The 23,448-nt window shown below is 69.8% G+C and carries 21 protein-coding genes; 14 read left to right on the plus strand and 7 right to left on the minus strand.

Features of this window, described 5'->3' with window-relative positions; genetic code table 11:
- The first annotated feature begins 5 nt into the window (after nt 1-5).
- The 4 genes from hrpA to ACFV9G_RS07435 all read left to right on the plus strand — a co-directional run bounded on the left by hrpA (nt 6) and on the right by ACFV9G_RS07435 (nt 6,684).
- A complete protein-coding gene (gene hrpA / locus ACFV9G_RS07420) occupies nt 6-3,905 on the plus strand; it encodes an ATP-dependent RNA helicase HrpA (RefSeq protein ID WP_378726327.1) in 3,900 nt (1,299 codons plus the stop codon).
- Nucleotides 3,906-4,016: 111 nt separating this feature from the next.
- Complete coding sequence (locus ACFV9G_RS07425; RefSeq protein WP_378726329.1) at nt 4,017-4,613, plus strand: hypothetical protein; 597 nt, start codon at nt 4,017-4,019, stop codon at nt 4,611-4,613.
- 187 nt (nt 4,614-4,800) lie between these two features.
- Nucleotides 4,801-5,202: a type II toxin-antitoxin system PemK/MazF family toxin gene (locus tag ACFV9G_RS07430; RefSeq protein WP_378726331.1), complete on the plus strand. Its 402-nt coding sequence runs from the start codon at nt 4,801-4,803 to the stop codon at nt 5,200-5,202.
- A gap of 117 nt (nt 5,203-5,319) precedes the next feature.
- Entirely contained in the window at nt 5,320-6,684 is a 1,365-nt protein-coding gene (locus ACFV9G_RS07435) for an ABC transporter substrate-binding protein (RefSeq protein ID WP_378726333.1), read from the plus strand.
- Between the two features lie 272 nt (nt 6,685-6,956).
- Here the strand turns inward: ACFV9G_RS07435 and ACFV9G_RS07440 are convergent, their stop codons facing one another.
- On the minus strand, nt 6,957-8,225 hold the full coding sequence (locus ACFV9G_RS07440; RefSeq protein WP_378726335.1) for an HRDC domain-containing protein: 1,269 nt from the start codon (nt 8,223-8,225) through the stop codon (nt 6,957-6,959).
- Nucleotides 8,222-8,860, minus strand: a complete 639-nt coding sequence (locus ACFV9G_RS07445; RefSeq protein WP_378726337.1) for a DUF3000 domain-containing protein — start codon at nt 8,858-8,860, stop codon at nt 8,222-8,224. The genes ACFV9G_RS07440 and ACFV9G_RS07445 overlap by 4 nt, the downstream gene beginning before the upstream one ends.
- 70 nt (nt 8,861-8,930) lie before the next feature.
- On the opposite strand from ACFV9G_RS07445, the gene hemE reads away from it, so the two are divergent.
- Entirely contained in the window at nt 8,931-9,980 is a 1,050-nt protein-coding gene (gene hemE / locus ACFV9G_RS07450) for a uroporphyrinogen decarboxylase (RefSeq protein WP_378726339.1), read from the plus strand.
- Here hemE and ACFV9G_RS07455 read toward each other — a convergent pair.
- Nucleotides 9,959-10,873, minus strand: coding sequence for a LysR family transcriptional regulator (locus ACFV9G_RS07455; RefSeq protein ID WP_378726341.1), 915 nt, complete (start codon nt 10,871-10,873; stop codon nt 9,959-9,961). The two genes, hemE and ACFV9G_RS07455, sit on opposite strands and share 22 nt — an antisense overlap.
- A 159-nt stretch (nt 10,874-11,032) precedes the next feature.
- On the opposite strand from ACFV9G_RS07455, the gene ACFV9G_RS07460 reads away from it, so the two are divergent.
- From ACFV9G_RS07460 to hemG, 9 genes are all read left to right on the plus strand, one after another.
- The gene (locus ACFV9G_RS07460) at nt 11,033-12,274 is read left to right on the plus strand and encodes an acyl-CoA dehydrogenase family protein (RefSeq protein ID WP_378726343.1); all 1,242 of its coding nucleotides are present in this window, start codon (nt 11,033-11,035) and stop codon (nt 12,272-12,274) included.
- A 162-nt stretch (nt 12,275-12,436) separates the two neighbouring features.
- The gene (gene sfnG, locus ACFV9G_RS07465; protein ID WP_378726345.1) at nt 12,437-13,543 is read left to right on the plus strand and encodes a dimethylsulfone monooxygenase SfnG; all 1,107 of its coding nucleotides are present in this window, start codon (nt 12,437-12,439) and stop codon (nt 13,541-13,543) included.
- Nucleotides 13,540-14,748, plus strand: a complete 1,209-nt coding sequence (locus ACFV9G_RS07470; protein WP_378726347.1) for an SfnB family sulfur acquisition oxidoreductase — start codon at nt 13,540-13,542, stop codon at nt 14,746-14,748. Before sfnG ends, ACFV9G_RS07470 begins: the two co-directional genes overlap by 4 nt.
- Before the next feature lie 40 nt (nt 14,749-14,788).
- Complete coding sequence (locus tag ACFV9G_RS07475; RefSeq protein WP_378726349.1) at nt 14,789-15,934, plus strand: LLM class flavin-dependent oxidoreductase; 1,146 nt, start codon at nt 14,789-14,791, stop codon at nt 15,932-15,934.
- A complete protein-coding gene (locus tag ACFV9G_RS07480) occupies nt 15,931-16,797 on the plus strand; it encodes an ABC transporter permease (RefSeq protein WP_378726351.1) in 867 nt (288 codons plus the stop codon). The genes ACFV9G_RS07475 and ACFV9G_RS07480 overlap by 4 nt, the downstream gene beginning before the upstream one ends.
- The gene (locus ACFV9G_RS07485; RefSeq protein WP_378726353.1) at nt 16,794-17,498 is read left to right on the plus strand and encodes an ABC transporter ATP-binding protein; all 705 of its coding nucleotides are present in this window, start codon (nt 16,794-16,796) and stop codon (nt 17,496-17,498) included. Before ACFV9G_RS07480 ends, ACFV9G_RS07485 begins: the two co-directional genes overlap by 4 nt.
- Before the next feature lie 31 nt (nt 17,499-17,529).
- Nucleotides 17,530-18,510, plus strand: a complete 981-nt coding sequence (locus ACFV9G_RS07490) for an ABC transporter substrate-binding protein (RefSeq protein WP_378726355.1) — start codon at nt 17,530-17,532, stop codon at nt 18,508-18,510.
- Nucleotides 18,511-18,536: 26 nt separating this feature from the next.
- Nucleotides 18,537-19,040 (plus strand): flavin reductase family protein, encoded by a 504-nt coding sequence (locus ACFV9G_RS07495; protein WP_378726357.1) that lies wholly within the window; start codon nt 18,537-18,539, stop codon nt 19,038-19,040.
- 126 nt (nt 19,041-19,166) lie between these two features.
- Nucleotides 19,167-20,486 carry a protoporphyrinogen oxidase gene (hemG, locus tag ACFV9G_RS07500; protein ID WP_378726359.1) on the plus strand — a complete coding sequence of 440 codons (1,320 nt, stop codon included), beginning with the start codon at nt 19,167-19,169 and terminating at the stop codon, nt 20,484-20,486.
- A 3-nt stretch (nt 20,487-20,489) separates the two neighbouring features.
- Here the strand turns inward: hemG and ACFV9G_RS07505 are convergent, their stop codons facing one another.
- Genes ACFV9G_RS07505 through ACFV9G_RS07520 form a run of 4 tightly spaced genes read right to left on the minus strand, consistent with a single transcriptional unit; the run spans nt 20,490 to nt 23,280 of the window.
- Complete coding sequence (locus ACFV9G_RS07505; protein WP_378726361.1) at nt 20,490-21,125, minus strand: protein TPRXL; 636 nt, start codon at nt 21,123-21,125, stop codon at nt 20,490-20,492.
- Nucleotides 21,118-21,759 (minus strand): hypothetical protein, encoded by a 642-nt coding sequence (locus ACFV9G_RS07510; protein ID WP_378726363.1) that lies wholly within the window; start codon nt 21,757-21,759, stop codon nt 21,118-21,120. Before ACFV9G_RS07510 ends, ACFV9G_RS07505 begins: the two co-directional genes overlap by 8 nt.
- Nucleotides 21,759-22,967: a hypothetical protein gene (locus tag ACFV9G_RS07515; RefSeq protein ID WP_378726365.1), complete on the minus strand. Its 1,209-nt coding sequence runs from the start codon at nt 22,965-22,967 to the stop codon at nt 21,759-21,761. Before ACFV9G_RS07515 ends, ACFV9G_RS07510 begins: the two co-directional genes overlap by 1 nt.
- A gap of 16 nt (nt 22,968-22,983) precedes the next feature.
- A complete protein-coding gene (locus ACFV9G_RS07520) occupies nt 22,984-23,280 on the minus strand; it encodes a flagellar protein FlgN (RefSeq protein WP_378726367.1) in 297 nt (98 codons plus the stop codon).
- Nucleotides 23,281-23,448 lie beyond the last annotated feature (168 nt).

A 23,448-nucleotide genomic window follows, 5' to 3' on the forward strand; every position in this document is an offset into this window, starting at 1 on the left:
ACCTCATGTCCTCCGACCAGCCTGCCGCCGTCTCCGTGGCGATCACCTATCCCGCCGAGCTTCCGGTCACCCAGCGCCGCGAGGACATCGCGGCGGCCATCCGTGACCACCAGGTCGTGATCGTCGCCGGTGAGACCGGATCGGGGAAGACGACCCAGCTGCCCAAGATCTGCCTGGAGCTCGGGCGCGGCTCTGCCGGGCTGATCGGCCACACCCAGCCCCGCCGGATCGCGGCGCGGTCGGTGGCGGAGCGGATCGCCTCCGAGCTCGGCACCGAGCTGGGCGACCTGGTCGGCTACCAGGTGCGGTTCATGGACAAGTCGTCCAAGGCGTCGCGGATCAAGCTGATGACCGACGGCATCCTGCTCGCCGAGCTGCAGCGCGACCGCGACCTGCGGAAGTACGACACGATCATCATCGACGAGGCCCACGAGCGGTCGCTGAACATCGACTTCCTGCTGGGCTACCTGCGCCGGCTGCTGCCGCGACGCCCGGACCTGAAGCTGATCATCACCTCGGCGACGATCGACCCGGAGCGGTTCGCGGCCCACTTCTCGGATGTGCGCACGGGGGAACCCGCGCCGATCATCGAAGTCTCCGGTCGCACCTACCCGGTCGAGGTCCGCTATCGGCCGCTGATGGAGCTCTCCGAGGAGACTGGGCCCGAAAAAGATGGAGAGGGCGAGGTCGTCGTCCGCGACCAGACCGAGGCCATCGTCGACGCGGTCAAGGAGCTCTCGGCCGAGGGGCCGGGCGACGTCCTCGTCTTCCTGCCGGGTGAGCGAGAGATCCGCGACGCCGCCGATGCCCTGGGCGATGCGCTGGGGCTGAACCGGGGGCGGTCCGGGACGGGGCTCGTGGAGATCGTTCCCCTCTTCTCCCGGCTCTCCGCCGCCGACCAGCACCGCGTGTTCTCGCCCCACACCGGCCGCCGGATCGTGCTCGCGACCAACGTCGCCGAGACCTCGCTGACGGTCCCTGGGATCAAGTACGTCGTCGACACCGGTGTCGCGCGCATCTCTCGTTACTCCGCCCGCACCAAGGTGCAGCGGCTGCCCATCGAGCCGATCTCGCAGGCCTCGGCCAACCAGCGGTCGGGACGTACGGGGCGGGTCCAGGCGGGCATCGCGATCCGGCTCTACTCCGAGGAGGACTTCGAGGGACGGCCGGAGTTCACCGACCCCGAGATCCTGCGTACGAACCTGGCTTCGGTCATTCTCCAGATGGCGTCGTTGGGGCTGGGGGACATCGCCCGCTTCCCGTTCGTGGAGGCGCCGGACCGGCGCAACATCACCGCCGGCGTACAGCTTCTCGAGGAGCTCGGCGCGATGCGGGCGCAGCGGCTGACCAAGCTGGGCCGGCGGCTGGCCCGGCTGCCGATCGACCCGCGGCTGGCGCGGATGGTGCTCGAGGCCGAGCGGCTCGGGTGCGTACGCGACGTCATCGTCGTCGCCGCCGCGCTCTCGCTCCAGGATCCGCGCGAGCGGCCGGGGCAGGACCACCCCAAGGAGCAGGCGCAGGCCGACCAGCTGCACGCCCGGTTCAAGGACGAGACCTCCGACTTCCTCACCTGGCTCAACCTGTGGCGCTATCTGAAGCAGCAGCAGCACGAGCTCTCCTCCAGCGCGTTCCGGCGGCTGTGCAAGCGGGAGTTCCTGCACTACGTACGCGTCCGGGAATGGCAGGACCTGGAGTCGCAGCTGCGTCAGGTGTGCCGGGAGATGAAGATCGACCTCGGCAAGGGACACCGCGACGTCGTCGAGGCCGGCGCCGAGGACAGCGCCGAGGACAGCGACGGCAAGGCGGTCTACGACGCCGACGGCATCCACCAGGCGCTGCTCTCCGGGCTGCTCTCGCACATCGGGGCGCTTGAGGAGCGGGACTCCAAGGCCGACGCCGCCCGGGCTCGTGAGCGGCGGCGGCCAGGCCCGCGGGAGTACGAGGGCGCTCGCGGGGCGAAGTTCGCGATCTTCCCCGGCTCGGTGCTGCACCGGAAGAACCCGCAGTTCGTGATGTCCGCGGAACTCGTCGAGACCTCCCGGCTCTGGGCCCGGCAGAACGCCTCGATCAAGCCCGAGTGGGCCGAGAGCCTTGGTCGTGACCTGGTCAAACGCACCTACTCCGAGCCGCACTGGTCCCAGAAGCGCGCCTCGGTGATGGCGCGGGAGAAGGTGACCCTCTACGGCGTGCCGCTGGTCGCCGATCGTCCCGTCGCCTTCGGCAAGATCGATCCCGAGCTCTCCCGCGAGCTCTTCATCCGGCATGCGCTGGTCTACGGGGAGTGGCGTACGAATCACCGCTTCCTCCGCGACAACGCGAAGCTCGTCGAGGAGGCCGAGGAGCTCGAGCACCGCGCGCGGCGCCGCGACATCGTGGTCGACGAGCACGCGCTCTTCGACTTCTATGACCGCCGGCTGCCGGCCTCCATCGTCTCCGGTGCCCACTTCGACCAGTGGTGGAAGCAGGCCCGGCGGGAGACGCCGGACCTGCTCACCTTCGAGCTGTCGATGCTCACCAACGATGCCGCCGGCGAGGTGACCGAGAGCGACTTCCCCGCCTCCTGGGACGCAGGCCCCCTGACCTTCGACCTGAGCTACCACTTCGAGCCGGGCGCGACCGATGACGGGCTGACGATCGACGTACCCGTCGCCACCCTCAACCGCGTCGGCGCCGACGACTTCTCCTGGCTGGTGCCGGGGCTGCGCGAGGAGCTGGTGACCGCGCTGATCCGGTCGCTTCCCAAGCCGCTGCGGGTCAGCTTCGTGCCGGCGCCCGACAAGGCGCGCGCGTTCCTGAAGGAGACGCCGCCGGGGGAGGAGCCGCTGCTGATCGCCCTGGAGCGCTGGGCGCGCTCGACCGCGGGCGTGCACATCCCCCGCGAGGCCTGGGACTGGGCCAAGGTGCCCGAGCATCTGCGCCCGACGTACCGGGTCGTCGGCGAGGACGGTCGCGAGACGGCCCGCGGCAAGGACCTGGACGCGCTCAAGGCCCCGCTGGAGGGCGAGTTCGAGGCCGCGATCGCCGAGGTCGCCGCCTCGGCCGGCCACACCCGCACCGGCGAGACCTCCTGGGTCTTCGGGTCGATCGAGGCCACGGTGACGGAGAAGCGCGCGGGGCACGAGGTCACCGTCTTCCCGTGCCTCTCCGACGAGGGCGCGACGGTCGGTCTCGTCGTCGCCGGGTCGGCCGAGGAGGCCGAGGCACGCCATCGTCTCGGCGTCGTCCGGCTGCTGCTCCTGGCGCTGCCCGACGTCGGAAAGCAGGTCGTCGACGGGCTCTCCACGATGGAGAAGCTCGCGCTGGCCGGGTCGCCCTACCCCAGCGCCGCCGAGCTCGTCGAGGACTGCCGCGCCGCCGTCGTCCGCCAGCTGGTCGATGCCCGCCCGCTGCCGCGGACTCAGGAGGCGTACGCCGCCGTGCTGGCCGCCGCCGGCACGCCGGCCGACCTGGTCGCGGCCGTCCGGGCGGTCCTGGCCGACGTGATGCGGGCGCTCGAGGCCTATCGCGAGACCGACAAGGCGCTCTCCGGGCGGGCCGACATGTTCCAGCTCCCCGCGTTGACCGACATGAAGGACCAGCTCGCCCGGCTGGTGCACCGTGGGTTCGTCGCGGAGGCGGGCACCCAGCAGATCCGGCGGTATCCGACCTATCTGAAGGCCATCGTCGAACGCCGCCGCAAGCTCGACGCCGACCTGCGTGCCGACCGTACGACCCACGACCGCATCGCCTCGCTCCAGGACGCCTACCTGCACCAGGTCGAGGCCCTGGCCGAGGGCCGGCCGCCCGGGCCGCGGCTGCGGCAGGTGCGGTGGATGCTCGAGGAATACCGGGTCCAGCTCTGGGCCCAGCATCTCGGCACCGCCGAGAAGGTCTCCGACGCTCGGATCCGCAAGCTGCTCGGGTAGCGCGTGCGGCGTGTAACACGTCGTTCGTAGGACTGTCCGGTCGTTCCGATAGGGCGAGTAGTCCTACGAACGACGTGTTACATGCGTGCAGCGGCCGCTACGCTCGATCCGATGTCCAGAGAGTTTCATTCGCCGATGCGTCCCGGGGACGGCTTCTTCGACTCCCTCCTCGGGGGCGACGACCCTGCCCTGGTGCAGGAGGCGGCCGACGCGGCGGCGACGGCGCTCGTCCGTGGGGCGCGGGACAGCGACGACCCCGCGGTCGCCGAGCGGATCCTCCATCTGGCCGAGTCGGAGGGCATCGAGACGATCGCGGAGGTCTGGTCGAACTCGCCGGCGGAGTCGCTGGCCGGCTGCCTGTGGCGGCTCTTCCTGCTCCGCAGCTGGGTCTACGCCGACCCGGTCGGTGCCGCGCGCGAGTTCGACGCCGGCCGGGCGAAGGCCCAGGTCGCGCAGGTCGTGGCCGGTGTCGCGGAGCCTCCGGGCCCGGAGGAGCTCAAGGCGATGGTCGACGAGGTGCTGCGCGGCATCGCCGGCAGCGACTTCGCCGTGGTGCTTCTCCGCGCCGCCGCCTTCGCCCGGGTCATCGCCGCCGGGCGGGCCGCGCTGGACCCGGATGCGGCCGCCAAGGACGTACGCAACATGCTGCAGCTCTCCGAACAGCTCGAGGCCGCGGGACATGCCGAGCTGGAGCAGCGGCTGACCTGAGGTCGCCCCGCCGGTGCGGTAGCCTCCTGCTCGCTTTGATGTGGCCGAGGTTGGCCGCACCGTTACACTGGTGCCCGAACACGTCGGGCTGCGGCAGCCCCGGGTCCCAACTTCAGCCGCTTCGAGCGGCCTTGCGCCGTGAGGCGCTCCCGGTCCGGCGTGTTCTTTACTTTTCTCTGGAGCTGAGATGACTGACCAGCAGCGCGCGAGCGCCATCTCCTACGACCCCGAGATCGGCGACGGCAACGCCGATCCGGGCGAGGTCGTCTGGGGGTGGGTGCCCTACGAGGACGACGAGACCCAGGGCAAGGACCGACCGGTTCTCGTGATCGGTCAGAAGGCCGGCGTGCTCCTCTGCCTGATGCTGACCAGCAAGGACCACGATCGTGACGAGGCCCAGGAGGCCCGCTACGGTCGTCACTGGATGGATGTCGGCACCGGCGGTTGGGACCGCCAGGGCCGGCCCTCGGAGGTTCGTCTGGATCGGTTGATCCGGATGGACCCCGCCGACGTACGCCGTGAGGGCGATGCGCTGGCCAAGGAGATCTTCGATGATGTGATCAAGGCCGCACGCGATCACCTCGCCTGAGGCGGTTCTGGAGGCTCCTTCTCAGGAAGTGTCCAGGTACGTATCGTAAAGTGAATCGCTGGTAAACCGGGTCTGTGGTTCCATCACAGACCCGGTCCTGGTGTTGAGATGGAGGAAATGGTGCGGCGCACGCGGCTGGCAACGGCGCTTCTGGTGGCGGTTCTCTCGGCGTCCCTCGCCGCCTGCGGCGGTGAGCCGGCCTCGAAGCCCTCGCCGAGCGCCGCGACGAAGGCGCCGACCAAGGTGAAGCTCGTCTTCGGGGTCTCTGGCCACAAGGCGCTGGTCGACACCTACAAGCAGCTGGCCGCCGAATACACCCAAGAGGTCCCGAACGTCACCGTCGAGGTGAAGTCCTGGCCGACCGCCGACCAGCTCACCGCGGCGGTCAGCAGCGGCGAGAAGGTCGACGTGGTGCTCACCCCGCGCGCCGACGTCGCCATGTTCGCCGAGGACAAGCGGATCCAGCCTGTCGACACCCTGCTCGAGGCCCGCAACGTCGACTTCGGTGACAAGTACTCCCGCGAGGCGATGGAGGACTTCTCCGTCGAACGCCGCCTCGAGTGCATGCCCTACTCGGTCTCACCGCAGGTCGTCTACGTCAACACCGGACTGATCGACTTCGACGCCATGAAGGAGGAGGGCCTCCCGACCCCCAGCGTCCGAGCTGACGGCTCCCTGCGTGGCTGGACCCTCGAGCAGTTCAGCTCGGCGATGACCTACGCCACCGAGCACCACAAGGGTGTCCGGGGCACCTACGTGGAGCAGAACCTCTCCGCGCTGATGCCCTGGCTCGCCGGTGCCGGCGCGACCCTCTTCGACGACCCGCTGGTTCCGACGTCCACCGCGCTGGAGGACTCGGCCGGGGCCTACGAGGACCTGGTCGAGGCATTGACCCAGCCCAACGTGCTGGCCACCGCCAAGGAGCTCAACGGGCGCACCCCGTTCCAGGCCTTCAAGCAGGGTCGCCTGGTGGCGCTGGTCGGTGACCGTTCGCTGGTCTCGGACCTTCGGGCGACCGACGCGACGGAGTGGGACGTGATGCCGATGCCGGGTGGCAACGGCACCACCGGCGACTACGCCGGACTGTGCATGGGCTCGGAGACCGCCGATCCCGACGCCACCGCCGACTTCCTCACCTACCTCATCTCGACCGAGTCGGTCGTGAAGATGGTCCGCACCGGTCACTTCGTGCCGGTCAACTCCGAGGTCGGCTACGCCCCGGTCTTCACCCAGCCCGAGCGCAACCCCAAGAACGCCCGGATCTTCACCGACACCGTGCGCGACATGCAGGTCCTCCCCGAGGCCACCCAGCTCGCCCAGCTCCAGAAGGTCGCCGCCGTCGCCGTCCGAGGCTCCTTCGCGGTCGCCGAGCCCGACCAGGTCGAGGGCTACGCGGTCCAGATCGACGAGCTCTCCAAGACCGTCTTCCCCCAGCCCACGCCGCCGGCCTCCCCGTCCCCCTCCATCTCACCCAGCTCCTAGCTGCCGAGGCGTCACGTACGTCGGTCGAGAGGTCGGTCAGGCCGGCCGAGGCGTCACATCGATGGTCGAGAGGTCGGCTAGGTCGGCCGAGGCGTCACATCGATGCCAAGTCGGCCGACGTACGTGACGTCTCGGCCGTCGCGCCTGACGCTTCGGCCGTCGCGCCTGACGCTTCGGCCGTCGACCTGACGCTTCGGCCGTCGCGCCTGACGCTTCGGCCGACGTACGTGACGCCTCTGCCGACGCGCCTGACCTCTCGCCAGGACCGGGCGTCAGGGCTCGATGTCGGCGTGGAGGACGGCGTCGGTGAGGAGCGGGGCGGTGAGGGCGATCTGCCAGCCGCGGGCGCCGAAGCCGGAGAGGATCTCGATGATGCCGTCCAGCAGGGCGCCGGGGTCGCGGGTCTTCGGGGGCGTCCACATGGCACGGCGCAGGAAGTCTGGAGTGAGCAGGTTCTCGGCGGGGAGGTTGCGGGCCTCGGCGAGGGCGTTGACGGACTCACGCGCCAGCGTGAGGCGACGGGCGGCCGTGGGGTCCTTGTCGGCCCACGCACGCGGCGGGGGAGGCCCGTCGGAGCGCGGCGACCGCACCGGGAGCTCGTCCTCCTCCATCGTGATCGCGTGGTTGAGCGCCTTCACCCAGGAGGTCGCGTAGCGCTCGGCGCCACGGCCGTGGAAGCCCTTCAGCCCGAGCAGCGCGGCCTTGTCCTGCGGGAGGTCCTGCGCGGCGGCGACGATCGCGGCGTCGGGAATGATCCGGCTCGGGGTGACGTCGCGCTGCTGCGCGATCCGGTCGCGCTCGGTCCACAGCTCACGCACCGCGGCCAGGCCGCGGCGGCCGCGGACGCGGTGCATGCCGGAGGTGCGTCGCCAGGCATCGGTACGCACCGGCGCCTCGAACCCGCGCAGCCAGTCGAACTCCTGCCGTGCCCACGCGTCCTTCCCGACAGCGACGAGCTCGTCAGCCAGCGCGTCGCGCAGCTCGACGAGCACCTCGACGTCGAGAGCGGCGTACTCCAGCCAGGCATCCGGCAGCGGCCGGGTCGACCAGTCGGCCGCGGAGTGTTCCTTCAGCATGGTGAAGCCCAGCACCGTCTCGACCAGGGTGCCGAGACCGACGCGTGGATAGCCCAGCAGCCGACCGGCGAGCTCGGTGTCGAACAGGACGGAGGGGTGCAGGCCGAGGTCGCTGAGACAGGGGAGGTCCTGGGTGGCGGCGTGCAGGATCCACTCGGTGCCCTCGAGCGCGTCGACCAGCGGCTGCATCGTGGTCAGCTCGATCGGGTCGATCAGCCAGATCCCGGAGCCTTCGCGGCGCAACTGGATCAGGTAGGCGCGGTTGGAGTAGCGGTAGCCCGAGGCGCGCTCGGCATCGATCCCGACCGGCCCGGTCCCGGCGGCGATGGCCGCAGCGGCCTTGACCAGGCCCTCGTCGGTGTCGGTGACCGGAGGCAGCCCGTCGCGCAGGGTCAGCAGCGGCGCCGGAGCAGCATCTTCTGGTGTGTCCGGCCCCGTCTCGGCCTCGGTCCTGTCTTCGATCACGCGCCTCGCTGCCCTCGCCGGCTCGGCATGACGGTAACGCCCTCCGGCACCGGAGGAAGTCCCGCGGCCGTGCAGAGCAGCTCGCCCCACGCCTCGGTGTGTGGTCGGAGATCCAGATCGCCCGAGGCCGTCCCGACCGGCGTCCAGGAGGCGCGGATCTCGATCTGGGCGGTGCCGTCCTCGTCGGCCATCCCGCCGTAGGACTCGGTGGCCACGCGGGTCACGGTGCCGGCCGCGGCGACGTGCTCGGCGCCGTGGCCGGACAGCGCGTCGAGGAGCCAGGACCAGCCGACCTCGCCCAGCAGCGGGTCGCTGATGTGCTCGACGTCGATATCGGCCCGCGTGTAGGCCACCAGGCGGAACGTTCCGGGCAGTCCGTGCACCGTGCCCCAGGCGTCGTTGCCGTCGGGGTCGTGCAGCAGGATCAGCCGTCCGGTCGCCACGTCGACGTCGCCGACGGTCACATCTGCCGACAGCGCCGCGGCGTGCGGAGCGATCCGCTGCGGCGCCGGCATCTCCTCTGCCAGCACCTCGGGCCGGAAGGTCGCGGCGCGCATTCCTTCCGCGGCGGACCGGAACACGGCAGGACCGGTCTCCGGTCCCGCGGCGGGACGCGACTCTCCACGGACGACCATGTGAACAGGGTATGTCTTCTGCGCGATTCGCGATGTGCGTACACGCCGCACCGGATGGGACCATTGCCAGGTGGCCCTCGCATCCTCCCCGTTCCTGCAGGCACTCGCCGGAGAAAAGCCGAGCCGTACGCCGGTGTGGTTCATGCGCCAGGCCGGCCGCTCGCTGCCCGAATACCTGAAGGTCCGCGAGGGCATCGGCATGCTCGAGTCCTGCCAGAATGCCGAGCTGATCACCGAGATCACCCTCCAGCCCGTACGCCGCTACGGGGTCGACGCGGCCATCTTCTTCTCAGACATCGTGCTGCCCCTGAAGGCGGTCGGGGTCGACCTCGACATCAAGCCCGGTGTCGGCCCGGTGATCGCGAACCCGGTCCGCACCCTGGCCGACGTGGAGGCGATCCCGGACCTGACCCCGGAGCACGTCCCCTACATCACCGAGGCCGTCCAGAACCTGGTCGGCGAGCTCGCCGGCGTCAACGGCGGCACCCCGCTGATCGGATTCGCCGGCGCCCCGTTCACCGTGGCCTCGTACCTGGTCGAGGGTGGCCCCTCGAAGGAGTACGCCAAGACCAAGGCGCTCATGTTCGGTGCCCCCGACGTGTGGGACGCCCTGATGCGCAAGATCGCCGGGATCTCCGGCGCGTTCCTGGAGGTCCAGGTCCGCGCGGGTGCCTCAGCGGTGCAGCTCTTCGACTCCTGGGCCGGCGCGTGCACGCCCGCCGACTACGAGCGCCACGTGCTGCCCTACTCCACCCAGGTGATGACCCGGATCGGCGAGCTCGGTGTCCCGCGGATCCACTTCGGCGTCAACTCCGCCATGCTCCTTCCGCTGATGGGCAGCGCCGGTGCCGAGATCGTCGGTGTCGACTGGCGCACCCCGCTGGACTGGGCGATCACCCAGCTCGGGGACGAGTTCGGAGTCCAGGGCAACCTCGACCCCGCCCTCGTCTTCGCACCCACCGAGGTGATGCTCGAGCAGGCCGGGAAGATCCTCGAGACCGGTCGGCGCGCCACGAGCCACATCTTCAACCTCGGCCACGGCGTCATCCCGAGCACCGACCCCGACCAGCTCGCCCGGCTCACCGAGTTCGTGCAGAGCTACGAGCCGGCCGAGGGCTGAGAGCGGGCAGCCGTCTCGGCGAGCAGGTCGAGGAGGCTGCGAGCTCCCGAGGTCGTACGCGCGTTGTGCCGTCGCACCGCGGCCATCGTCACCCGGGAGCGGTCACCGGCGAGGGGACGTACGGTGATGTGCCCGGCGGTCTCGCGTGGGTCGCCGACGACGCTGTAGTCGGGCAGCAGGGTCAGTCCGAGGCCCTCGCCGACCATCATCTTGCCCATCTCGGCGCCGTCGGTGGCGTGCCAGTGGTGGGGGAGGTTGCGACCGAAGACGCGGTGGGCGAAGCGATACATCAGGTAGCCCGAGCGCATGCCGACGAACGGCTCCTCGCGGAGCTCCTCGACGGTGATCTCGTCGCGAGACGCGAGCGGGTGGTCCGCGGGCAGCACCACGATCGGCTGTCCGTGGAGAAGCACGGTGCCTTCGACCGTCGGTGGCAGGTCGTCGCCGTCGAGCAGGTTGACCAGACCGACGTCGATCGTGCCCTCGACCAGGGCGAGGTAGATGTCCTCCTGGACCATGGTGCGGACCTCGACGCTCGTGCGCGGATGCTCGTCGGCGAACCTCCGCAACGTCGGTAGCAGCACCGTCGAGGTGCCGGCGTGGACGGTGCCGACCCGCACCGAGCTGACCCCGGCGTGCTGGTCGCCGGCGGCCAGGCGGAGGCGGTCGACGGCCTCCAGGACGTCCGACATGGAGTGCAGCAGCTCCTGGCCCTCGCGGCTGATCCGGGCGCCGGCGCGGCGCCGGTCGAGCAGGGTCACTCCGAGCTCGCGCTCGAGCTTGGTGATCGCCTCGCTCAGGGCGGGCTGGGAGATGTGGAGCTGCTCGCTCGCGCGGCGCAGCGAGCCGTACTGGGTCACGGCCGCGATGTACTCCAGCTGCTCGATCCTCACGCTGTCCTCTCGTCGGTCGGTGATAGGTGGTCGGTGATCGGTCATCCCGAGCGGGTGATCGGTGATCGCTGGCGTACAGCCTGCCTCACGCGTTCCATTCTCAAGTAATTTGGTCGATTAATGACAGAAACATCCACGACGCAAGACTGAGAGGGCGCGATGACAACCGAAGCTGTACGCAACGCCGCGGAGTTCGGCGCGGCACCCACGACCCCGGAGGGCTGGGTGGACCGTGCCCGCGAGGTGGCCACCAGGCTCTCCGTGGACGCGGTCGCCCGCGACCGGGCCAACCAGGTCCCGACGTACGAGGTGAACCTGCTCAAGGAGAGTGGCCTGGTCACTCTGCTCGGCCCCGCCGAGCACGGCGGCGCCGGCCAGGACTGGACGACCGCGCTGCGCGTGATCCGCGCGGTGGCTGCCGGCGACGGCTCGATCGGGCAGCTGCTCGGCTACCACTACCTGTGGGCGTGGGCGGCGCGGCTGGTCGGCACCCCGGAGCAGATCGCCGCCGTCGAGCAGCTCTACACCGAGAACAACTTCTTCTTCGGTGGCGCGGTCAACCCGCGCGACGACGACCTGGTGATCAGGGTCGAGGGCGACGAGCTCGTCTTCACCGGTCGCAAGTCGTTCTCGACCGGCGGAAGGATCTCCGACCTGACGGTGCTCGAGGGGGTCATCGAAGGCACGGAGAAGCACGTGTTCGCGATCGTCCCGACCCAGCAGGACGCCATCGTCTTCGCCGGCGACTGGGACAACCTCGGCCAGCGGCTCACCGAGTCCGGCGCCGTCGAGATCAACGGCGTGCGGGTCCCTTGGGAGTCGGCGGCTGGCTACGTGAAGCAGGACGACGGGACGTACGAGTTCGTCCCGAGGGTCTACAACACGCTCAACGTGCCGATCATCCAGCTGGTCTTCACCAGCTTCTACCTCGGGATCGCGGAGGGCGCGCTGGCGACCGCCGCGACCTACACCCGCGACACGACCCGCGCCTGGCCCTACGCCGGTGACGTCAAGGAGACGGGGAGCGAGGAGTTCTACATCCAGGAGACGTACGGCGACCTGACCGCGAGGCTGTGGGCGGCGCAGGCGCTGGCCGAGCGGGCGGCAGGCCTGATCGAGGCGATCAACGGCCATGCCGACGAGGTCACCGAGCAGGAGCGCGGCGAGGCGGCGGTGGTGATCGCCGCGGCGAAGCAGGTCGCGATCGACGTCGGTCTCGAGATCGGCACCAAGGTCTACGACCTCACCGGCGCCCGGGCGACGTCGAACAAGGTCGGCCTGGACATCTTCTGGCGCAACATCCGCACCCACTCGCTCCACGACCCGGTCGCGCACAAGCGGGCCGAGGTGGGGCGCTATGCGCTGCTCGGGGAGATCCCCGCGCCCACCTGGTACACGTGAGCCGCCCTTCGGTGATCAGTAGGGCCTCTCGCTCTGGTGTCGCCTGATAGGCGGCACCTATCACGGGATCGGGTCTTCCGGTGGTCCACATCGGGAGATCCGGTCCCGTCGCGTGTTTAATCAGATAAGTTTAGTAGACATTCGCGATCCAAGGAGACCAGCATGACTTCACCGGCAACCGAGCCCCTGAAGTTCGCCTACTGGGTGCCCAACGTCAGCGGCGGCCTGGTGGTGAGCAAGATCGAGCAGCGCACCGACTGGAGCTACGACTACAACAAGAAGCTCGCGCAGCTGGCCGAGAACAACGGCTTCGAGTACGCCCTGTCCCAGGTGCGCTACATGGCCTCCTACGGCGCGGCCTACCAGCACGAGTCCACCTCGTTCTCTCTCGCGCTGCTGCTGGCCACCGAGCGGCTGAAGGTGATCGCCGCCGTCCACCCGGGGCTGTGGCAGCCCGGCGTACTGGCCAAGTTCCTGGCGACCGCCGATCACATCTCTGGCGGCCGTGCGGCCGTCAACGTCGTCTCCGGCTGGTTCAAGAACGAGTTCACCCAGCTCGGCGAGCCCTGGCTCGAGCACGGCGAGCGCTACCGCCGCTCGGAGGAGTTCATCCGCTACCTGCGCGAGATCTGGACGAGCGACGCGGCCGAGCTCAACGGCGACTTCTACCGGCTGCACGACTTCGACCTGAAGCCGAAGCCGCTGGCCAGCGAGGGCCGCCCGCACCCGGAGATCTTCCAGGGCGGCAACTCCTCCGACGCCAAGGCGATGGCCGGCCGTGTCTCGGACTGGTACTTCGCCAACGGCAACACCCCCGAGGGCCTCGCCGCGCAGATCGCCGACGTCAACGCGGTCGCCGAGCCGCTCGGGCGTCGGGTCAGGTTCGGGATCAACGGCTTCATCGTCGCCCGCGACACCGAGAAGGAGGCGCGCGACACCCTCAGGGAGATCATCGACAAGGCCGACCGGGAGGCCGTCGAGGGCTTCGGTTCCGCGGTCAAGCAGGCCGGGCAGTCCACGGGCGACAAGACCGGGATGTGGCAGGACTCCAGCTTCGAGGACCTGGTGCAGTACAACGACGGCTTCCGGACCGGGCTGATCGGCACGCCTGAGCAGGTCGCGCACCGGATCGTGGAGCTCAAGAGGGCCGGTGCCGACCTGATCCTCGGCGGCTTCCTGCACTACCTCGAGGACGTCGAGTACTTCGGCCGACGCGTCCTCCCGATCGTGCGCGAGCTCGAGGCCCAGCAGCTGGAGCCCGTGGCTTGAGTACGACGGAGATCGCCCGACTCGATGCCGAGACCGCGCCGCTCGTGGCGCGGCGGCTGGCCGAAGAGCTCGCGCTCGGCGACGGCGGACGCGACCGGGTCAGGGCCCTGCCCTACGACCAGGTCAAGGCGTACGCCGCCGCCGGGCTCGGTGCGCTCACCGTCCCGCTCGAGTTCGGCGGTCCGGCGCTCCCGGCCACGGCCGTGGCGGAGGTGTTTCGGCTGGTCTCGTGGGGTGATCCCAACGTCGGCCAGGTCCCGCACAGCCACTTCGTCTTCCTCAACCAGCTCCGGTTGAACGGCACCCGCGAGCAGCAGCAGCGGATCTACAGCGAGGTGCGGGCCGGGGCCCTGGTCGCCAACGCGCAGTCGGAGTTCGGGACCAAGCACGTGCGGGACATCCGCACGACCCTCACCCCTGCCCGGGAGGAGGGGGAGTGGCTGCTGAACGGCGAGAAGTTCTACTGCACCGGCTCCCTCTTCGCCGACTACCTCGCTGTGCTCGCGCGGCGTGACGTAGACGGGCCGCTGCAGGTGGCGTGGGTCCGCACGGAGACTCCCGGCGTCGAGATCATCGACGACTGGGACGCCGTCGGGCAGCGTACGACTGGTTCTGGAACAGTTCGCTTCACAAACGTTCCGGTAGCGGACGATTGGGTGACGCCGTTCGCGGTCACCTTCGAGGTGCCGACGACTTACGGCGCCTTCGCCCAGCTGCTGCACGCGGCCATCGACGCCGGGATCGCCCGGCGTGCCCTGGACGAGGCCTCCGAGTTCGTCCGCACGAAGTCCCGCCCCTACGCGGACGCCGTCGCGTTCGCGGGGGTCGAGACGGCCGCGCAGGATCCGTTGGTCGTCCACGCCTTCGGCGAGATGGAGCTGGCCGTACGCAGCGCCGAAGCGCTCCTCGCCGAGGCGGGTCGCCGCGTCGACGAGGCCGACGCGGACCTCACCGCCGAGTCGGCCGCGGAGGCGAGCCTGGCGGTGGCGGCCGCCCGCGCGTCGACCGCGAAGGTGTCGGTCGACGTCACCAGCCGACTGCTCGAGGTCTCTGGCGCCCGGGCGGCTCTGACGTCCACCAACCTCGACCGCCACTGGCGCAACGCACGCACCCACACCCTCCACGACCCGGCGGCCTGGAAGGTCCAGCACCTCGGGCGCTGGGCAGTCGACCGGACCCCGCCGCCTCGGCACGGGCAGATCTGACATCCCCACATCCCCCACACATCCCACCTGAAAGGCAGCGATGAGCACTCTGAAGTTCCACTGGTTCCTCCCGACCAACGGCGGCGACGGCCGTCACGTGATCGGCGGCGGCCACGGCGTCAGCGCGCTGGCGGCGGGCCGTCCGGCGACGGTGCCCTATCTCGGCCAGATCGCGCGCAGCGCCGAGCAGCTCGGGTTCGAGGCGGCGCTGACGCCGACCGGCGCGTGGTGCGAGGACGCCTGGGTGACGACCGCGATGCTCAGCTCGCTCTCGGAGCGGCTGAAGTTCCTGGTCGCCTTCCGGCCCGACTCGGTCTCGCCTTACCTCGCCGCACAGATGGCCGGCACCTTCCAGAACCTGTCCGGGCAGCGGCTGCTCCTCAACGTCGTCACCGGCGGTGAGGACCACGAGCAGCGGATGTACGGCGACTTCCTGGCCAAGGACGAGCGGTACGAGCGGTGCGGAGAGTTCCTGCACATCGTCCGCCGGCTCTGGGCGGGGGAGACGGTGACCTTCTCCGGGAAGCACCTCTCGGTCGAGAACGCGCGCCTGGAGCAGCGGCCCACGCCGGTCCCGGACGTCTACTTCGGCGGCTCCTCACCTGCCGCGCTGGAGGTCGCCGCTGAGCATGCCGACGTCTACCTGACCTGGGGCGAGCCGCCGGCTGCGGTGGCGGAGAAGATCGCACGAGTGAAGAAGCTGGCCGCCGACCGCGGGCGCGAGCTCCGCTTCGGGATCCGCCTGCACTCGATCGCCCGCGAGACGTCGTCGGCCGCATGGGCCGAGGCGGACCGGCTGCTGGAGAACATCTCCGACGAGGACATTGCGCGCGTCCAGGCAGGGCTCTCCCGCAGCGTCTCGGAGGGCCAGCGGCGGATGCTGGAGCTCAACCAGGGCTCGCGCGACGGGCTCGAGATCCACCCCAACCTGTGGGCGGGCGTCGGGCTGGTCCGCGGTGGTGCCGGGACGGCACTGGTCGGCTCCTACACCGAGATCGCGGATCTGGTCGAGGCCTATCACGCGGTGGGGATCACCGAGTTCGTGCTCTCGGGCTACCCGCACCTGGAGGAGTCCTACTGGTTCGGCGAGGGGGTCCTGCCCGAGCTCGCCCGCCGGGGTCTGTGGTCCCACCCGGCCCCGGTCGCCGGCCGCGGGGCCGCGGTCCCGTTCGGGGCTCCTCGATGAGCCAGGTGGCCGGTCTTGCTGCGGCCGATCCGGTCGCCGAGGAGGTCGCCGGAGCGGCACCCGTCGGGCGGAAGGTCTCGGCACGCCGGAGCGTGCTCGCGCCGCGTACGCTCAAGGTCCTGCGTTCGCTCAGCCCGGTGTTCGTGCTGGCGGTATGGCAGCTGCTCTCCTCGCTCGGGATCCTCGACGAACGCACCCTGGCTTCGCCGGTGCAGCTGGCCGGCACCGCCTGGGAGCTGATCGGCAGCGGGCAGCTGCAGGAGGCGATCGCAGTATCCGCGCGCCGCGCCGCTCTCGGCTTCGTGCTCGGGGCGCTGATCGCGTTCGTGCTCGGTGGGATCGTCGGCCTGAGCGCTCTGGGTGATGCCCTGGTCGACCCGTTGGTCCAGATGCTGCGGACACTGCCGCTGTTCGGACTGGTGCCGCTGTTCATCATCTGGTTCGGGATCAAGGAGGAGCCCAAGATCTACCTGGTCGCGCTCTTCGTGATCGTGCCGCTCTACCTCAACCTGGTCGCGGCGCTGCGCGGGGTCGACCCGGACCTCGCCGAGGTGGCCGGCGCGCTGCGGCTCACCTGGTCCGAGCGCCTGCGCCACCTGTACCTGCCGGCGGTCACGCCCGGCCTGCTGGTCGGGCTGCGTCAGGCACTCGGCATGGCCTGGATCGCGTTGATCGTGGCCGAGCAGGTCAATGCCGGCGCCGGTCTCGGCTTCCTGATCAACAACGCGCGCGACTTCTTGCAGACCGACGTGATCGTGGTCGGCCTGCTCTGCTACGCCGTGCTCGGTCTGCTCACCGACTGGGCCGTACGACTGCTCGAGCGCCGCGCGCTGCGCTGGCGTGACGAAGGGAGAGGCGCATGAGCGCCGTCGCCTCGCTGGCGGGAGTTCACCGTGCCTTCGGCGAGCACGAGGTGCTCGCCGGGATCGATCTGGAGATCCGCTCCGGGGAGTTCGTGGCCCTGCTGGGCCGCTCCGGCAGTGGCAAGTCCACCCTGCTGCGCATCGTCGGCGGCCTCGACACCGGTGCCACCGGGACGGTGGTCACCGGCACCGCCCCGGCGGTCGTCTTCCAGGACCCGCGGCTGTTCCCGTGGCGTACGGTCCTCGACAACGTCTCGCTGGGTCTGCGAGGCCCCGGTGCCGTCGCCCACGCCCGGCAGATGCTCGCCGAGGTCGGCCTGGACGGGCGCGAGAAGGCCTGGCCGCGCCAGCTCTCCGGCGGCCAGCGCCAACGGGTGGCCCTGGCCCGCGCGCTCGTGCGTGAGCCGGACCTGCTCCTCCTCGACGAGCCGTTCAGCGCCCTGGACGCGCTCACCCGGATCGCCGCCCAGGATCTCGTACGCCGCCTGGTCGACGTCCATCGCCCGGCCGTCCTCATGGTCACCCATGACGTCGAGGAGGCCCTCCTGCTCGCCGACCGGGTGATCCTCATCGACGAGGGCGCCATCGTCCATGACGAGCAGATCTCGTTGCCGCACCCGCGTCGACGCGACCACCCCGAGATCGTCGAGCGCCGAGCGGCGCTGCTGGCGCTCCTGGGCGTCGTCGACCAGGCCGCATGACCCCCACCGACAGACAGAAGGCATCCCAACCATGTCCCCACACAGCATCCTGACGCGACTTCTCGTGGCCCCCGCTGCGCTCGTCCTTCTCGGCGGTGCACTCGCCGCCTGTGGCTCGTCCGGCTCGGCCGACGAGGGCAAGCCCGTTCTTCGGGTCGGCGTCCAGAAGGACGGCATCCGCTCCGTGCTGACCCAGGCCGGTCTGCTGGAGGACCTGCCCTATGAGATCGAGTGGTCGGAGTTCACCGCCGGGCCCCCGATCATCGAAGCGGCTGCCGCCGACCAGATCGACGTGGCCTGGGTCGGCTCGGCGCCGCCGATCTTCGGAGCCGCGGCCGGCGCAGCCTTCAAGGTCATCGCCACCGTCGAGGAGCAGGACGAGAAGACCGACTCGATCCTGGTCCCGAAGGGGTCCGACATCAGGTCCTCCGCCGATCTGAAGGGCAAGAAGATCGCTGTCGGCAAGGGCACCTCCGCCCATGGCCACCTGCTGCTGGCGCTGGAGTCGGTCGGTCTGACCCTCGACGACGTCGATCCGCAGTACCTCCAGCCCGCCGAGGGGCTGGCGGCGTTCCAGGCCGGCGAGGTCGACGCCTGGTCGATCTGGGACCCGTTCGTCACTCAGGCCGTCAACGAGGACGGTGCCGTCGACATCACGGCCGACGAGGGCGGCACCACCGACCCGTACCTCGCCTTCGAGATCGCCTCGGCGGCCTCGCTGGAGGAGACCGACACCCGTGAGTCGATCGAGCACTTCGTCGGCCTGGTCAGGGACGGCTTCGAATGGGCACAGGAGAACCCCGACAAGTGGGGCGAGGGCTGGGCCTCCGAGTCGGGCCTCCCGGTCTCGACGACCAGCGAAGTGGCGGCGAAGAAGGCCTCCGTGGTCGGCCCGGTGACCGAGGAGCACATCGCCTCAGAGCAGCAGCTGGCCGATGCCTTCTTCGAGGCAGGCGAGATCCCCGAGAAGGTCGACTTCAGCACGGTCGTCGAACCCGGGCTCATCGAGTAGATGACATCACGACGAGAGGACCAGAGATGACGAACGTACCTCCCCTGACGACCAACCAGGATCTCGATCCGCAAGCCTTGAGGAAGGCGTTCGGGGTCTTTCCCACCGGTGTGGTCGCGGTCGCCGCCCTGATCGACGGCAAGCCGATCGGGCTGGCGGCCTCCTCGTTCACTTCGGTGTCCCTGGACCCGCCCCTGGTCTCCTTCTCGGTGGCCCGGACCTCGAAGACGTGGCCCGACCTGCGCCGATCGGCTCACCTGGGGGTCACCGTGCTCGCCGAGCATCACGGCGAGGTCTGCCGGCGGCTCGCCGGGCCGGTCGACTCCCGCTTCGACGGCCTCGTGGTCAGCTCGTCCCGTGACGGCGCCCTCACCCTCGACGAGGGCCTGGCACGCTTCGACTGCACCGTCTATCGCGAGGTCGAGGCCGGCGACCACATCGTCGTACTCCTCCAGCTCCACGCCGCCGACCACGGCGCCGGCCAGCCCCTGGTCTTCCACCGCTCCAACTTCGGAAAGCTGGCCAGCTGACAAGACCCTGCCGAGGCGTCAGGCAGGTCGGCCGACGCGTCACGTACGTCGGCCGAGATGGCATTCCGGTGCCAGCTCGGCCGACGGGGGTGACGCCTCGGCAATGGCGGGTGGGAGACTGCTGCTGTGCGTGTCATCGTCGTCGGAGCAGGGATCGCCGGGCTGACCGCGGCCCGCGATCTGTCCCTGAAGGGGCACCGGGTCACGGTGCTGGAGGCATCCGACCGGGTCGGAGGAAAGATCCGCGGGGAGTCCGTGGCCGGGCAGGTCGTCGATGTCGGGGCCGAGGCGATGCTCAACCGCCGGCCCGAGGGCGTCTCGCTGGCCAGGGAGATCGGCCTCGACGTCGTGCACCCCACCGACGCGAAGTCCTCGATCTGGTCGCGCGGCGCGCTGAGGCCGATCCCGCGCTCGATCATGGGCGTGCCTCTCGACCTGGCCGCGCTCGAGTCGGCCGGTCTCCTCTCCGAGGAGACCCTGGAGGTCGTACGCCGCGAACCCACGCTCCCACCTGCGAAGACGGACGAGGACATCTCGGTCGGTGACTTCATCGCGTCCCGGTTCGGGGACGAGACGGCCGATCGGCTGGCGGACCCGCTGCTCGCGGGGGTCTACGCCGGTCATGCCCGCCGGATCTCGGTGAAGGCGGCCGCCCCGCAGCTGTTCATGCTCGCTGAGAAGGGGTCGCTGCTCGAGGCCGCCGCGGCGCTGCCGAGCTCGGACGTCCCGGTCTTCGCCGGGATCGACGGCGGGATGTCGCGGTTGCCCGAGACCCTCGCCGAGGGACTGGACATCCGGCTCGACACCCCGGTCGACGCGGTCACCCGCACTCCGCAGGGCTTCTTGGTCGAGCACAGCCTGATCGAGACCGGTGGCGAGGTCGAGGCGGCCGACGCCGTCGTGGTCGCGACCCCCGCTCCGGTCGCCGCCAGGCTGCTCCGCTCGACCGCCCCGTCGGTCGCGCGCGAGCTGTCCGGGATCGAGACCGCGAGTGTCGCAGTGGTGACCTTCGCCTTTCCCGAACTCCCCGCGGAGCTGGCCGGCAGGTCCGGATTCCTCGTCCCGCCGGTCGAGGAGTGCGCGATCAAGGCCTCCACCTTCTCCTTCGCCAAGTGGGCCTGGGTGGGGGAGCGCGGCACCTACCTGCGTACCTCCATCGGACGCCACGGCGAGCCGCCCTCGGACGACGACGACCGTCTGGTCGCCGACTCCCTGGCTGCCCTGGCCGAGATCGCCGGGATCACCGAGACGCCGACCGACGTGCACGTCCAGCGCTGGACCGACGCGCTCCCGCAGTATCCCGTCGGCCACCTCGACCGGGTCGCCCGGATCCGGCAGGGACTCCGCGGTGTCCCCGGACTCGCCCTCGCCGGGGCCTCCTACGACGGCGTCGGGATCCCCGCGACGATCGCCTCGGCCCACCGAGCCGCTGCGGACATCAGCTGAACCTCAGGCCGGCATCCACCGCAGCGTCGAGACACAGACGTCGAGAGCCAGCTTCCATGCCAGGAACTTCTCGTCGGTCGCCGTCATGTCCAGCGGCCGGGCGATCGTCGCGGTCAGCTGAAGCCCCCGACGCCGCTTCGAGCCGGGGACGGGGGTCATGTAGACGATCGTCGTCGCGACCACGGGCTCGTCGCCCTCGGCGGTCTTGGTCGACTCGCGCTCGTATCTGATGAACCGCTTGTCGCCGAACAACGGCTTGGCGCCATGGTCCCGGATGATCGCGGCGACGTGGGTGTCGAGGGTCCCGCCGTTGCCGGCGTGGAACGTCGTCGCGACGATCGCGCCGGGAATGAGGGCGAGGCTGTCGGTCTCGGCGGTGGCGGCGAAGTAGGCCTTGACCTGCTGCTGCTTCATCAGCGCGTACGCCTGATCGAGCTGCGCACGCATGGAGGCGTGCAGCTCGGGCCGGTTGATGCTCATGAAGCGCTTCTTCAGTGCCGCGTCCATCGCGGCCCGGTCTGCCTCGCCCGGGGAGTGTCGTTCCCACCCGGGGAGGAGCTTCAGCTCGAACTCCGGCTCCTTGGTGCCGCCGAGCAGTTCGCGTAGCGAGGACTGCGGGGCGGGTGCTGCCTCAGACAAAGGACGAGTCCTCCCATACGTCGAACGGGTCGCTCGGCATGCCGGGGATCGGCTCTGCCGAGAACGGGGTGCCATCGGGGCGTTCGATCTCGAGCTCGGCGAGGAAGAGCGGCATGTCCGCGATGGTGAGACCGAAGATCTCGGGTGCGCCTGCCTCGACCACGACCATCACGCTGATCTCCTGCGTCGAGAAGACGAAGATGCCGGTGAGGAACTCGACGGTCTCACCGTCGACCTCTCCGGTCCTGGACGCGAGACATCTCAGTCCGGGACCGAGAGCGGCCCCGGCGTACTCATCGACGTCGAAGCCCTGCTGCCGCCACTCCTCGGGCGAGGTCGGCTCGCCGCCCCCGAGTACGACCCGCACCCGGCTGACGACGGGCGCGGGCAGTGGCCAGTGGAGCATCGAGGCCAGCGTCCCGGGGTGGAGGTCGCCGGCGAGGTGGTGCGCGAGCAGGGCACGCGCGTCGGGGTCGACCTCGTCGGTCCACTCGCCGTCCCAGGTGTCGCGGAGCGTGGCGAGCACGTCCTCGACCCACCTCTTCGCACCCGCATCGTCGAGCACGCCCGCGTTCGGGACCCAGATCCATCGCTCCGACGGCTGGGCGATCTCAGCTTGCCATGTCTCCGGCATCATGCCTCCGAGGGCTGTCTGCTCTGCTGGTCATGGGTGCGGCGCTCGTCCAGCCCTTGGCTCGTCGAGGTGGTGCCGTACCACTCGCCTGCCCACTTCCCCAGGCCGCTGAGCCCGTCGAAGCCGGCCCCGACCTTCTGGCCCCAGGTCCCTGTGCGTATCCCCCCGTAGATGGCCATCCCGGTAGCGATGTCGGAGCCGCTCATGATGCCCACGGGAATGTCCTTGGGGGGCTTGAACGGGTTGGCCATCCAAGCGGCCCTGGTCCGGGGGACCTCCCTGAAGCCGGTGGAGATGGAGAGTGCGGTCTTGAACTTGGCGCCGAACGTGACGTTCACGGGAGGCGGGTTCAGCGGCACCGCTCGCTTCAGAGCAAAGTTTCCGTAGCCTCGTCCGGCCGCGCCGGCGGTCTTCCCGCCGGAGGCGGCACCCTTCCCCAACTGGCCCCAGGCCTTGCCGATCTGGCCGAGCTTTCCGAAGGGGAGCACCGCGAGCACCGCTAGGAGCACGTCTGTCACCTCGCATTTGCCGGCGGACGCCTGGACGATCTTGCCGATCAGCACCAAGGCGCCGAGGGCGAATCCGATGACGGCGACGATGCCACCGAGGAAGAGCCCGGCGATCATGAAGACCATCGCGATGGCCTCGAGGATGTTGATCAGGAAGCCGAAGATCTCCCAGAAACCGTCCTTGATGCTGCCGGCCATCTCGTTGCCGATGCCGTTGACCGCGAGGTCATAGGCGTCTTCCCAGGTGTCGTACTCGGCATCCCAGGTCTCCGCGTCGTCCTGCCATTCGTCGTACGCGGCCTTCTTGGCCTGTCCCTCGTCATCGTCCGCTTCGCGGTCTCCCGGAAGCCCCTCATAGGTGGTCCACTTGTCGGTGCAGGAGTCGACCAACGGTCCCATCTTGGCTTGCTGTTCCCCGAGGCTTGTGCCGTACGCGGCGATCAGCGGCCCCACGGGCGTGTAGAGCTCGCTGGCCTCCCGCAACGTCTCGTAGGAGGACCCGATCTTGTCCTGGAGCTCGGCGACGGCCTTGCCCTGCATCTGGCCGTCGGCCAGCTCGCCGGTGGCGATCTGCTCGAGGACGGTTGCCGCGTCGGACATCTGGATCCCGAGCTCTTCGATCTTGTTCCCGCGAGCGACGACCACCGCCGAGTCGCCGGTGAGGGGTTGGATCTCGCGACCCTTCGGTGACTGATCCATGACTCACTCCGTCCGTCTATTTCTGCTGGAACAGGAGAGCCGTCTCGCTGTCCCAGTTCTGGAATCCCTCGACGACCCCTTTGATGTGGTCGCGCACGTCGGAGAGCTCGTCCTTGAGATCCTTGCGCTTCATGTCCCAGCGCTGTTCGAAGTCGTCGGTCTGCCCGCGCAGCTCGCCTCGGCGGAACGGGTTCCCGATGGCGCCTTCGAGCGCGTCGGAGTTCCCGACCGCATGCTCGAACTCGTCGATGATCGAATCCAGCTTCTTGACCGTCTGATCAAGGGTGTCGATCTTGATGGAGACGTCGGGCATGTCGCTACGCCTTTCCGAGGTGCGCAGGGCTCGCCGAGGAGAGGCGCGAAAGCGCTCTCAGTCACAGGCGAATGGGGGGACCGAGGTGGCGTACGACCCGAGACAACCTGGCGACGAACACCCGAGTGGAACGTTACAACACGGCTGGGCGCGGAGGGTTAACAAACT

The sequence above is a fragment of the Nocardioides sp. NPDC059952 genome, from assembly GCF_042730435.1.
GTDB lineage: Bacteria > Actinomycetota > Actinomycetes > Propionibacteriales > Nocardioidaceae > Nocardioides.

Coding starts and splice junctions, on each gene's coding strand:
- hrpA (WP_378726327.1), top strand. CDS start 6: ATGTCCTCCGACCAGCCTGCCGCCGTCTCCGTGGCGATCACCTATCCC.
- ACFV9G_RS07435 (WP_378726333.1), top strand. CDS start 5,320: ATGGTGCGGCGCACGCGGCTGGCAACGGCGCTTCTGGTGGCGGTTCTC.
- ACFV9G_RS07430 (WP_378726331.1), top strand. CDS start 4,801: ATGACTGACCAGCAGCGCGCGAGCGCCATCTCCTACGACCCCGAGATC.
- ACFV9G_RS07485 (WP_378726353.1), top strand. CDS start 16,794: ATGAGCGCCGTCGCCTCGCTGGCGGGAGTTCACCGTGCCTTCGGCGAG.
- ACFV9G_RS07460 (WP_378726343.1), top strand. CDS start 11,033: ATGACAACCGAAGCTGTACGCAACGCCGCGGAGTTCGGCGCGGCACCC.
- ACFV9G_RS07445 (WP_378726337.1), bottom strand. CDS start 8,860: ATGGTCGTCCGTGGAGAGTCGCGTCCCGCCGCGGGACCGGAGACCGGT.
- ACFV9G_RS07480 (WP_378726351.1), top strand. CDS start 15,931: ATGAGCCAGGTGGCCGGTCTTGCTGCGGCCGATCCGGTCGCCGAGGAG.
- ACFV9G_RS07475 (WP_378726349.1), top strand. CDS start 14,789: ATGAGCACTCTGAAGTTCCACTGGTTCCTCCCGACCAACGGCGGCGAC.
- ACFV9G_RS07425 (WP_378726329.1), top strand. CDS start 4,017: ATGTCCAGAGAGTTTCATTCGCCGATGCGTCCCGGGGACGGCTTCTTC.
- ACFV9G_RS07520 (WP_378726367.1), bottom strand. CDS start 23,280: ATGCCCGACGTCTCCATCAAGATCGACACCCTTGATCAGACGGTCAAG.
- sfnG (WP_378726345.1), top strand. CDS start 12,437: ATGACTTCACCGGCAACCGAGCCCCTGAAGTTCGCCTACTGGGTGCCC.
- ACFV9G_RS07515 (WP_378726365.1), bottom strand. CDS start 22,967: ATGGATCAGTCACCGAAGGGTCGCGAGATCCAACCCCTCACCGGCGAC.
- ACFV9G_RS07490 (WP_378726355.1), top strand. CDS start 17,530: ATGTCCCCACACAGCATCCTGACGCGACTTCTCGTGGCCCCCGCTGCG.
- ACFV9G_RS07495 (WP_378726357.1), top strand. CDS start 18,537: ATGACGAACGTACCTCCCCTGACGACCAACCAGGATCTCGATCCGCAA.
- ACFV9G_RS07510 (WP_378726363.1), bottom strand. CDS start 21,759: ATGCCGGAGACATGGCAAGCTGAGATCGCCCAGCCGTCGGAGCGATGG.